This is a genomic window from Streptococcus sp. HMSC062B01 (assembly GCF_001811085.1).
Lineage (GTDB): Bacteria > Bacillota > Bacilli > Lactobacillales > Streptococcaceae > Streptococcus > Streptococcus gordonii.
In genome coordinates this window covers 189628-200001 of record NZ_KZ672806.1, presented here as the reverse complement: position 1 = coordinate 200001, position 10374 = coordinate 189628, and the positions used below count along the sequence as shown (strand labels likewise).

9 protein-coding genes and 1 pseudogene are annotated in these 10374 nt (G+C 42.8%); 8 read left to right on the top strand and 2 right to left on the bottom strand.

Annotated elements, in window-relative coordinates:
* Both HMPREF2780_RS11805 and HMPREF2780_RS09770 read right to left on the bottom strand, forming a co-directional pair.
* A partial coding sequence (locus tag HMPREF2780_RS11805) for a hypothetical protein (protein ID WP_233994394.1) occupies positions 1-185 on the bottom strand: 185 nt, incomplete at its 3' end.
* A 35-nt stretch (positions 186-220) separates the two neighbouring features.
* Entirely contained in the window at positions 221-2422 is a 2202-nt protein-coding gene (locus tag HMPREF2780_RS09770; RefSeq protein WP_061595955.1) for an LTA synthase family protein, read from the bottom strand.
* Between the two features lie 239 nt (positions 2423-2661).
* Here HMPREF2780_RS09770 and HMPREF2780_RS09765 point away from each other — a divergent pair, with 239 nt between their 5' ends.
* The 8 genes and pseudogenes from HMPREF2780_RS09765 to HMPREF2780_RS09730 all read left to right on the top strand — a co-directional run bounded on the left by HMPREF2780_RS09765 (position 2662) and on the right by HMPREF2780_RS09730 (position 10255).
* Positions 2662-3825 (top strand): class I SAM-dependent rRNA methyltransferase, encoded by a 1164-nt coding sequence (locus HMPREF2780_RS09765; protein WP_105026559.1) that lies wholly within the window; start codon positions 2662-2664, stop codon positions 3823-3825.
* Complete coding sequence (aroD, locus tag HMPREF2780_RS09760) at positions 3822-4499, top strand: type I 3-dehydroquinate dehydratase (RefSeq protein ID WP_008809310.1); 678 nt, start codon at positions 3822-3824, stop codon at positions 4497-4499. Before HMPREF2780_RS09765 ends, aroD begins: the two co-directional genes overlap by 4 nt.
* Entirely contained in the window at positions 4489-5346 is an 858-nt protein-coding gene (locus HMPREF2780_RS09755) for a shikimate dehydrogenase (RefSeq protein WP_008809309.1), read from the top strand. The genes aroD and HMPREF2780_RS09755 overlap by 11 nt, the downstream gene beginning before the upstream one ends.
* Positions 5347-5423: 77 nt before the next feature.
* Positions 5424-6491 carry a 3-dehydroquinate synthase gene (aroB, locus tag HMPREF2780_RS09750; RefSeq protein ID WP_105026558.1) on the top strand — a complete coding sequence of 356 codons (1068 nt, stop codon included), beginning with the start codon at positions 5424-5426 and terminating at the stop codon, positions 6489-6491.
* Between the two features lie 88 nt (positions 6492-6579).
* The gene (gene aroC / locus HMPREF2780_RS09745) at positions 6580-7746 is read left to right on the top strand and encodes a chorismate synthase (RefSeq protein WP_105026557.1); all 1167 of its coding nucleotides are present in this window, start codon (positions 6580-6582) and stop codon (positions 7744-7746) included.
* A 16-nt stretch (positions 7747-7762) separates the two neighbouring features.
* The gene (locus tag HMPREF2780_RS09740; protein ID WP_105026556.1) at positions 7763-8869 is read left to right on the top strand and encodes a prephenate dehydrogenase; all 1107 of its coding nucleotides are present in this window, start codon (positions 7763-7765) and stop codon (positions 8867-8869) included.
* A gap of 17 nt (positions 8870-8886) precedes the next feature.
* Positions 8887-9225: pseudogene (locus HMPREF2780_RS09735) on the top strand (YlbF/YmcA family competence regulator).
* Between the two features lie 115 nt (positions 9226-9340).
* Entirely contained in the window at positions 9341-10255 is a 915-nt protein-coding gene (locus tag HMPREF2780_RS09730; protein ID WP_061595951.1) for an L-lactate dehydrogenase, read from the top strand.
* Positions 10256-10374: the final 119 nt, after the last annotated feature.

The following is a 10374-nucleotide window of genomic DNA, read 5'->3' as shown; positions in this document are numbered from 1 at the left end:
GTACTCTCAAGATTTAAGTAACTGTACAACATAGACCACATATGCACATAACTGGCATTGGTTTTTGTACTCTCAAGATTTAAGTAACTGTACAACGATTGGTCGCAAGCAGATGAAGATTCTGGAGTTTTTGTACTCTCAAGATTTAAGTGAGTAATTAAGTTTTTCTTTACGAATCTATCCAAAAAAACCACCTATTAGGTGGTTTTTTCAGTATCTATCACTGCTTACTAGAAGAAGAACTTGAGCTGTTTGAGCTGTCGCTGCTGGATTCAGAACTGTCTTCTGAGGAGCTGGTGCTTTCAAATTGTTCTGGGTGGAGCGCTCGATAGCTTGGAGCATTAAAGAGGTCAATGGTCGATTCACCCTTGCGTTGGCTGTAGAGACTGGTTGATTGGTCTCCTTTTTCTTCCTCGATTTTCTTCAATGCTTTGAAAGAGTGGTTGTAAGAGTATTTCTTGACATCTACCTTGCCCAAGTCATTACCCTCGTAGAAGCGAATTAAGTCACCGGTTTGAATAGCGTCACTAATCTTCAGCTGGGTATTGGCAGCATTACGAATATCATCCAGTTCTTTCTTGATGGTTTCGTCTGGATTGGTAATTTCCTCACCGGTTTGAGTGTAGTAGGTCCGTCCGTTGAAGCTAGTGTATTTTGGTGTGACAAAGTTATTGCTGGATCGGAAAGCTGTGATTTGCTGATGCTGAGTTGATAGCATATCCTGGCCGACCTGAAGGTAGTTTTTAGAGTCAATGCCCAGCAAATGCTCCAATGTTGGCAGCATATCTACTTGACCGCCGTAGGTATCAATTATCTTTCCTTTGTCCATACCAGGAATTACGACCATGTAAGGGACGCGCTGCATCATGGCATTGTCGTAGTTGGACCAAGTCTCAGAAGTCTTTCCTACAAGAGGGGCCAAGTTAGGATTGCGGGTTTGGGAAATTCCAAAATGGTCTCCGTAGAGAACGATAATAGAGTTGTCATAGAGGCCGGATTTTTTGAGATAATCAAACAAGGCCTTGACAGAAGAATCTAAATAGTTGGCAGTAGCAAAGTAGCCATTAATGGTCTCATCCTTTGTCTTAGCCAGCGGGAACCCAATCTCGTCACCAATCAAGCTAGTCGTGTAAGGATAGTGATTAGAAACCGTGATATATTTAACATAGAAAGGCTGTTGCAGGCGCTCCAGATATTTGATGGAATCTTTCAGCATAATCTTGTCATTTAAGCCGTACTGGAAGGAGTTGGTGTCGTCCTGCTTAGTAAAGTAAGACGCATCGAAGAAATAGTTATAACCCCATTGTTTATAGGCTGTATTACGATTCCAAAAGCTTCCAGCATTACCATGGAAAACAGCAGAAGTATAGCCACCATTTTTGGAAAGAATAAAAGGTGCAGCTTGCTGGGTATTGGTACCACCGTAGTTAACCATGAAGGAGCCTTGGTTGAGACCGAAGAGTCCAGTTTCAATCATGGTTTCAGCATCAGAAGTCTTACCAGCCTTAACCTGGTTGAAGACATTGGAGAAAGACAGAGTCGAATTGGAGTGGTAGAGGGAGTTGAGGAAAGGGGTCACCTCGTACGCTTTTCCATCTGCCTGTAGCTTATAGTCAATCAGAAACTGCTGGAAGCTCTCCAGATGGACATAGATAACATTGCGACCTTTGGCAATACCAAAGTAATCCTTGTTAGGTTCTGCATAGTGATTCTGAATGTATTCTTCTACAGGCTTCAAATCTTCAGCAGAGGCTTTGGATCGCTCTTTGTTGGCTTGATAGGTTTGATTTCCGCTGTAGCCTAGAAAGGCTGGAAGTCCCAGTGCCCGAACGACATAGTAGTTTGAGAAACCACGGGTCAGGAGCTGAGGACGGTCAATTTCCGCCAAAAAGAGATTGGCTGTAAAGAGCATAGTAGAAAGTGCTGTGATGGCAAAGCTAGCTCTCTTATTAAATGGACGATGGTCAACCCTGATGAACTTTTTATACATGAGGTAGCCCAGAATCGGAAAATCAATCAGATAGATGATATCCCATGGTCTAAATAAGCCGAGGGCAGCTTCACCCAAACCAGCAGAAACACTGCTGGAAGCCATCATGGTATTGACGGTTACAAAGTCACTAAATTCGCGGTAGTATACGGCATTTGAAAACAGCCAGATAAAGAGCAAAATATAAACAAAAATTGAAAATCCATAGAATATGGCGCTTCTTTTGAAATAAAGCGCTAAGCCAATAAATAATAAGCCTAAGGGTATAGGATTTACAAAGGCTAAGAAGGCCTGATAAAATCCTTGGATATCCAAATTAAAGTCGACAGTGTATGCCCACATGGTTTTTAACCAGTAGAAGCAAAGCAAGGTCAAGACAAAACCTAGTCTGGTACTCATGAAATTGAGTAATTTCCTAGTCATTTTTTTCACAAAAGTACTTCCTTGTCTTATTTCCTAAATTTTTCTGTATCGTATTAAGTATATCACATTTTGTTTTATAGGGTGAACGAAAAGTATAAGCTTTGCCTAAATTAACAATCAACCAGAATTTGCTGAGGAAGATGGCTAAGAGGGCGTAGAAGGATAAAATAGAGGGAGCTAATGTTACTACGGGCTTGCTTTACGTAATTTTTTTGAAATATTTCTCAATATTTGATATAATTTAGAATATGAAAAAGCTTACGGTTTCTCGTTATAAGGAAGAAAAGATTCGGCAGGGTGCCCTGCTTTTAGAAAAAGAAGACTTTCCAGAGCTATCTTTTGATCATCAAGCTGTGGAGCTGGTATCAAGCCAAGGAAAGTTTCTGGGATGTGGTTATATCTCAAAGCAGAACAAGGGACTTGGCTGGCTTGTTTCTAAGCAAAAAGTAGATTTTGATAGAGATTTTTTTATTTCCTTATTTGAGAAAGCCAAGGAAAAGCGTCGTTTTTACCGTCTGGCAGAGGATATAACTGCATACCGTCTCTTTAATCAAGAAGGCGACGGTTTTGCAGGATTGACTATTGACCAGTACGGAGACTATGCTCTCTTTTCTTGGTACAATCCTTTTGTCTTTTCTTTAAAGGAAGAAATCCTTCAAGCTTTTCAAGAAGTCTTTCCAGAATTAATGGGAGCTTATGAAAAAATTCGTTTTAAGGGGCTGGACTACGAGTCAGCCCACGTCTATGGAGCTGAAGCACCAGAGGTCTTTACGGTTTTAGAAAATGGTGTGGCTTATCAAGTTTTTCTAAATGATGGTCTTATGACTGGGATTTTTCTAGATCAGCATGAGGTTCGGGCCAGTCTTGTTGACGGCTTAGTCCTTGGGAAAAGTTTGTTAAATATGTTTTCCTACACAGCTGCTTTTTCTGTTGCAGCTACTATGGGAGGTGCTAGCCAGACAACCTCAGTTGATTTGGCAAAACGTAGTCGGGAACTGTCCGAAGCACATTTTCAAGCCAATGGTCTGACTTTAGACAATCATAGGTTTGTGGTTATGGACGTTTTTGATTATTTCGAATATGCCAAGCGACATGGTCTCAGCTATGATGTCATAGTGCTAGATCCACCAAGCTTTGCCCGTAATAAAAAGCAGACTTTTTCTGTCGCGAAAGATTACCATAAGCTTATCAAAGAATCACTGGAAATTTTAAATCCAAAAGGAATACTGATTGCCAGTACCAATGCGTCCAATGTGTCGCGTGCTAAATTTAAGAAAGAAATTGAAAAAGGTTTTGCAGGAAAGCGCCATCGTTATATCAAAGAATATGGTTTGCCAGCAGACTTTAGTTATAATAAGAAAGACGAAAGTAGTAATTACTTAAAAGTTTTTACGATTAAGGTAGAAGAATGAAGTTAGTTGTCTCTGTCACCCCTAGAAATTTAGAAGAAGCTCAACAGATCGACGCGCAACGTTTTGTAGATGCGGATTTGATCGAGTGGAGAGCAGATTTCTTGGAAAAAGAAGAAATCTTAAAGGTTGCACCAGCTATTTTTGAAAAATTTGCTGGCCGTGAACTGATTTTTACACTTCGGACCAAGGATGAAGGTGGTCATATTCAGCTATCTGATGACGAATATGTGGAAATGATAAAAAAGGTAGCCCAGCTCTATCAACCAGATTATGTGGATTTTGAGTATTTCTCCCACAAGGACAAAATCGATGAAATGCTGGAATTTCCAAACCTGGTCTTGAGTTATCATAACTTTGAGGAAACTCCTGAAAATATGATGGAAATCTTGTCCGAGCTGACTAGCCTAACGCCTAAGGCTGTCAAAGTATCGGTGATGGCTAATAGTGGCCAGGATGTTTTGGACTTGATGAACTATACTCGTGGCTTTAAGACTTTAAATCCTGAGCAAGAGTATGTAACTATTTCTATGGGAAGGGTTGGACGCATCTCACGAATTGCATCTGATTTGACGGGTTCTGCTTGGTCTTTTGCTAGTTTAGACGAAGCAACAGCACCAGGTCAGATTTCTTTGAGCAGCATGAAAATAATTCGGGATATTTTAAATGAAAATTGATGGACACACTCGTTTGGCTGCTGTCATAGCTAAGCCAATCAAGCACAGTATTTCGCCCTTTATTCATAATATGGCTTATGCCCTTACAGATACCAATGCGGTTTATCTGGCTTTTGAGGTGGACAGGGAAAATCTGGAACAGGCTGTTGAAAATATTCGGCTTCATCAGATGTTGGGAGCTAATATTTCTATGCCCTATAAGCAAGAGGTAATTACTTATCTTGATGAGCTTGATGAGTCGGCCTTGCTTATCGGCGCGGTCAATACGATTGTCAATCAAAATGGTCGACTTATCGGATACAATACAGATGGTTTTGGTTTTTTCAGAAGTTTGTCTAACTTTCATATTAAGGGGAAAAATCTGACAATCCTTGGGGCTGGAGGTGCAGCTTCAGCTATTATTGGTCAGGCTATGCTGGATGGTGTAGGAAAGGTCTGTGTCTTTGACCTCAGAGATAGATTGGCAGGACATCAAGAGAGAATGGGACAGATGTCTCGTCGTCTGGGTCATCCCATTCAATTACTGGCTGTTGAAGACTTAGCAGCTCTTACTGATGCTGTCAATCAATCAGATTTATTTATCAATGCGACAGGCCTCGGGATGGATGGAAAATCACTACCTATTCCAAGCGATTTTGTTTTTCCTAAGGGACTGCTAGTGGCAGATATGACCTATTGTCCAGCTGAAACACCATTTTTGCGCTTGGCTAGAGAACAAGGACTGCAGACTGTAAATGGTCTGGGTATGTTGCTCTATCAAGCAGAAAAAGCATTTGAACTAATGACAGGTAAAAAGATGCCATCTGAAAAAATCAAAAAAGCCTTGTTAGAAAAATTGGAAATATAGTTTATAGTAGATAGTGTGGGACATTCTTGGACTTTGTAGGCTTTGGGTGTCCATTTTCATATATAAAGGAGGCGCTTATGAAACTGAATGTAAATCTTCCTCATCATCCCTATGATATCGTTATTGAAAACGGGACTTTATCTCAGGCTGGAAATTGGCTGAGTCAGCTTTGGCAGCCCCAGAAACTAGTAATTATCACAGATAATCGGGTGGCTAGACTCTATGCAGAGAAGGTTAAATTGAGTTTGGAAGCTGCTGGTTTTAAGGTCTTTACCTTTGATTTTCTTGAAGGTGAAGCTAGTAAAAATCTAACAACTGTTAATAAAGCCTATGAATTTTTGGCAAAGGTCGGTTTAACTCGCAGTGACGGAATTGTAGCCTTGGGTGGCGGAGTTGTTGGTGATTTGGCAGGCTTTGTTGCTTCGACCTACATGAGAGGCATTCATTTCGTTCAGATTCCGACCAGTCTGACAGCTCAAGTGGATTCCTCTATTGGTGGTAAGACAGGTGTCAATACGCCTTTGGCCAAGAATATGGTTGGCACTTTTACCCAGCCTGACGGAGTTCTGATTGACCCTCAAGTTTTGCAGACTTTAGGGCAACGTGAACTGATTGAAGGTATGGGCGAGGTGGTCAAGTACGGCTTGACTGAGGATAAGGAACTCTGGGACGAGCTTTCAGAAATGGATGGCAGTCCAGAGTCGATTTTGGAGCATGCAGAGAGTATCATTTACCATTCCTGCGATGTCAAGCGTAAGATTGTGGTTGAGGATGAGCTGGATAATGGTGTCCGCCTTTATCTGAACTTCGGCCATACCATTGGACACGCGATTGAAGCAACAGCAGGCTATGGTCAGGTTATGCACGGAGAAGCTGTAGCGATTGGTATGGTACAGGTTTCCCGTGTCGCTGAAAAGCAAGGCCTCATGCCAGCTGGGATTACAGAAGACATAATCCGTATGTGTCAGAAATTTGGCTTGCCGGTGGATTACCAGCCTTGGAAGGAGAATGCTCTATATCAAGCACTGACCCATGATAAGAAGGCTAGAGGCAACTCTATCAAGCTAGTACTGGTGCCCGAGCTAGGGTCGGCTAGTATTCACCAGATTCCGCTGGAAGAGATGAAAGAATTTCTTAAGAAATAAGTGCCAGATGGAACCTGAGACAATTGGGGAGTCTAGATGAAGACAAACGAGCTGCCCAGCTTTTCCATCCCAGAATAGGAGAAAATGTATGAGATACTTAACAGCAGGAGAATCCCACGGACCACGTCTAACAGCTATTATTGAGGGAGTGCCAGCTGGTCTTCCTCTGACCGCTGAATACATCAATGCTGAGCTCAAGCGCCGTCAGGGTGGGTACGGCCGTGGAGCCCGCATGAAGATTGAAAGCGACCAAGTTGAGATTACGTCCGGGGTTCGCCATGGACTGACCATGGGCGGTCCAATCACTCTCAATGTCACAAATCTGGATCATCAGAAGTGGTTGGAGATTATGAGTGTGGCTGATGTGGATGAAAAGAAAAAAGGGCTACGTAAGATTACCAAACCACGCCCTGGTCATGCGGACTTGGTCGGTGGTATGAAATACCGCTTTGACGATTTGCGAAATTCCCTAGAGCGTTCTTCTGCCCGTGAAACGACTATGCGTGTAGCAGTCGGAGCAGTAGCCAAGCGCTTGCTGGAAGAAATCGGTGTAGAGGTAGCCAGCCATATCGTAACTTTTGGAGGCATTGATATTGATGTGCCGGACAATCTAACTGTAACAGAAATCAAGGAAAGAGCTGCCCAGTCAGAGGTTTCCATTGTCAATCCCGAGCGCGAAGAAGAAATCAAGGCCTACATTGACCAGATTAAGAAAGACGGTGATACCATCGGTGGTGTCATTGAGACAGTCATTGGCGGTGTGCCGATCGGTCTGGGCTCCTATGTCCAATGGGACAAGAAGCTGGATGCCAAGATTGCTCAGGGAGTCGTGTCTATCAATGCTTTCAAGGGAGTCGAGTTTGGCGTGGGCTTTGAAGCCGGCCGTCTCAAGGGCAGTCAAGTCATGGATGAAATCCTCTGGTCTGAGGAAGATGGCTTCACTCGCAGGACCAATAATCTTGGTGGCTTTGAGGGTGGTATGACCAATGGTCAGCCAATCGTAGTGCGAGGTGTCATGAAGCCTATTCCAACCCTTTACAAGCCACTGATGAGTGTAGATATTGAGACCCACGAGCCCTATAAGGCTACAGTAGAGCGGAGTGATCCTACGGCTCTGCCAGCGGCAGGTGTAGTCATGGAAAGCGTAGTGGCAACAGTTTTAGCCACCGAAGTTCTGGAGAAATTCTCTTCGGACAATCTGGAAGAACTGAAGGACGCGGTAGCCCGCCATCGGGAATTTGTCAAGAACTTTTAGAAGTAAGGAGAAGGGCATGGAGAGAAAAACAGTCTATATCGCAGGTCTGGGACTGATTGGAGCTTCCTTGGCTCTGGGCATCAGGCGAGCTCATCCTGAGATTGAAATTCTCGGCTACAATCGAAGTGAGGAATCGCGCAGAGTTGCTTTGGAACGTGGAATGGTAGACCGGGTAACGGATGATTTTGCCGCCTTTGCTCCATTGGCTGATGTGATTATTCTGGCTGTGCCCATCAAGCAGACCATAGCATTTATCAAGGATCTAGCGGAGCTGGACCTGAAGGAAAATGTTATCATCTCTGATGCTGGATCGACCAAGGCTGAGATTGTGGCTGCTGCAGAAAAGTATCTGCAGAATAAGCCCGTCCGCTTTGTAGGTGCTCACCCGATGGCCGGAAGTCACAAGACCGGAGCCAAGGCAGCCCATGTCACCCTCTTTGAAAATGCCTATTATATCTTCACGCCCTCTAGCCTGACCAAGCCTGGTACGCTTGAAGAAATGAAGGACTTGCTGAGTGGTCTTCATGCCCGCTTTATTCAGGTAGATCCTGTAGAGCACGACCGAGTGACCAGTCAAATCAGTCATTTTCCGCATATTCTAGCCTCCAGCCTGATGGAGCAAACGGCAACTTATAGCCGAGAACATGAGCTGACCCAGTCTTTTGCGGCCGGTGGTTTTCGTGATATGACGCGAATTGCAGAGAGCGAGCCGGGCATGTGGACCTCTATCCTCTTGACCAATCCTCAAGCCATTTTGGAGCGGCTGGAAGATTTTAAAAAACAGCTAGACAAGGTTGCTGCTGCAATTGAGGCCAAGGACGAGACAGCTATCTGGGAATTTTTCGACCGAGGGCGGCAGAGTCGCAAACAGATGGAAATTCATAAGCGAGCCGGTGTTGATAGCTTTTACGATCTTTTTGTCGAGGTGCCTGATGAAGAAGGAGCCATTCTTAGCGTCCTAGAATTGTTGAGAGGGATCTCTGTTGTCAATATCCGAATTAATGAGGAAAATCGGGAGGATACCCATGGTATTCTACAAATCACCTTTAAAAATCGTAAAGATTTAGAAAAATCTGCTAAAATAGTAAGAGAAAATACAAGATATCAGGTGTTTTTAAATTAAAGAAATGGAGAAATACTATGTCAAATATTTATGATTTAGCCAATGAACTCAACCGTACTTTCCGTGAACTACCTGAGTACAAGGCAGTTTTGGAGAGCAAGGCAGCCATTGATGCAGATAGTGAAGCCAAGTCTCTTTTTGACGATTATATTGCTTTTCAAGGAAAAATCCAGCAATTAATGCAGACAGGACAAATGCCGACACCAGAGTTGCAAGAATAAATGAAGTCATTCGGAGAAAAAATCCAAGCCAATGCAATTGTGACTGAGTTCTTCACGAAGCAGCAACAACTTTCTGTTTACTTGTCTGATATTGAACGTATTGTCTTTGAGCCAATTCAAGATTTGATGAAATAAAAGCTGACAGTCTGTTTTCTCTTCTGAGTCTACAGGCTTTTTGCTTCAAAAACTTGATTTTTGATGCTTTCTGAGTATAATGAATCATAACGAAAAGGAAATGAGAGGAATTTCTATGTCACGAAAAGTTGCTATTATTGGGATGGGAAATGTTGGAGCTGCGGTCGCTCATGGTTTGATTGCACAAGGAGCTTTTGATGATTATGTGCTGATTGATACTAATGAAGCTAAGGTCAAGGCTGATGCATTAGACTTTCAAGATGCTGCAGCCAATCTCAATCATCATGCTAATATCACAGTTAATTCTTATGAAGCTTTAGCGGATGCTGATGTTATTATTTCAGCCTTAGGAAATATTAAATTACAAGACAATCCAAATGCTGACCGATTTGTAGAATTGCCTTTCACTTCAAAAGAGGTGATTGAAGTTTCCAAAAAAATCAAGGAAGTAGGCTTTAATGGGATTTTGATTGCCATCACGAACCCAGTTGATGTTGTGACCAGCCTATACCAGCATTATACAGGCCTTCCGAAAGAAAGAGTGATTGGGACTGGTACTTTGCTGGATACTGCAAGAATGAAGAGGGCAGTTGGAGTCCGGTTTGGAGTTGATCCTCGCAGTGTTTACGGCTATAATCTGGGTGAGCATGGAAATTCCCAGTTTACCGCTTGGAGCCAAGTTCGAGTTAAGGGGCAGCCTATTAGCAAGCTGACTTCAGAAGAAGTTTTAGAAGAAATTGGCACGGAAGCTATGAAGGGCGGTCATACCGTCTTTTACGGGAAAAAGTACACTTCCTACGGGATTGCTAGTGCAGCTATCCGTTTGGCTTTGGCTGTCATTTCAGATGCCCATGAAGAACTGCCTGTGACAAATTACTATGCACCGCTTGATACCTATCTAAGCTATCCAGCTCTTGTTGGTCGTTCAGGCATTATCGAACAGTTGCAATTGACTTTGACAGAAGAGGAAGAAGCTAAATTAGCTCGTTCGGCCCAATTTATTCAAGATAAGTTTTCAGAACATATTTAATCAGTCAAAAAAGGACATAATCCTATAACACTCTAATAGATTTAGAGTGTTTTTTGTCTTTAGAAAAGGCTGATCTTCATTTGTTTTCATGCTCTATTTGTGTTAAAATGAAAGGAAAC

Excerpts from the sequence above, each read along its gene's own strand:
- HMPREF2780_RS09765 (WP_105026559.1), top strand. The coding sequence starts at position 2,662 with ATGAAAAAGCTTACGGTTTCTCGTTATAAGGAAGAAAAGATTCGGCAG.
- aroD (WP_008809310.1), top strand. The coding sequence starts at position 3,822 with ATGAAGTTAGTTGTCTCTGTCACCCCTAGAAATTTAGAAGAAGCTCAA.
- HMPREF2780_RS09755 (WP_008809309.1), top strand. The coding sequence starts at position 4,489 with ATGAAAATTGATGGACACACTCGTTTGGCTGCTGTCATAGCTAAGCCA.
- aroB (WP_105026558.1), top strand. The coding sequence starts at position 5,424 with ATGAAACTGAATGTAAATCTTCCTCATCATCCCTATGATATCGTTATT.
- aroC (WP_105026557.1), top strand. The coding sequence starts at position 6,580 with ATGAGATACTTAACAGCAGGAGAATCCCACGGACCACGTCTAACAGCT.
- HMPREF2780_RS09740 (WP_105026556.1), top strand. The coding sequence starts at position 7,763 with ATGGAGAGAAAAACAGTCTATATCGCAGGTCTGGGACTGATTGGAGCT.
- HMPREF2780_RS09730 (WP_061595951.1), top strand. The coding sequence starts at position 9,341 with ATGTCACGAAAAGTTGCTATTATTGGGATGGGAAATGTTGGAGCTGCG.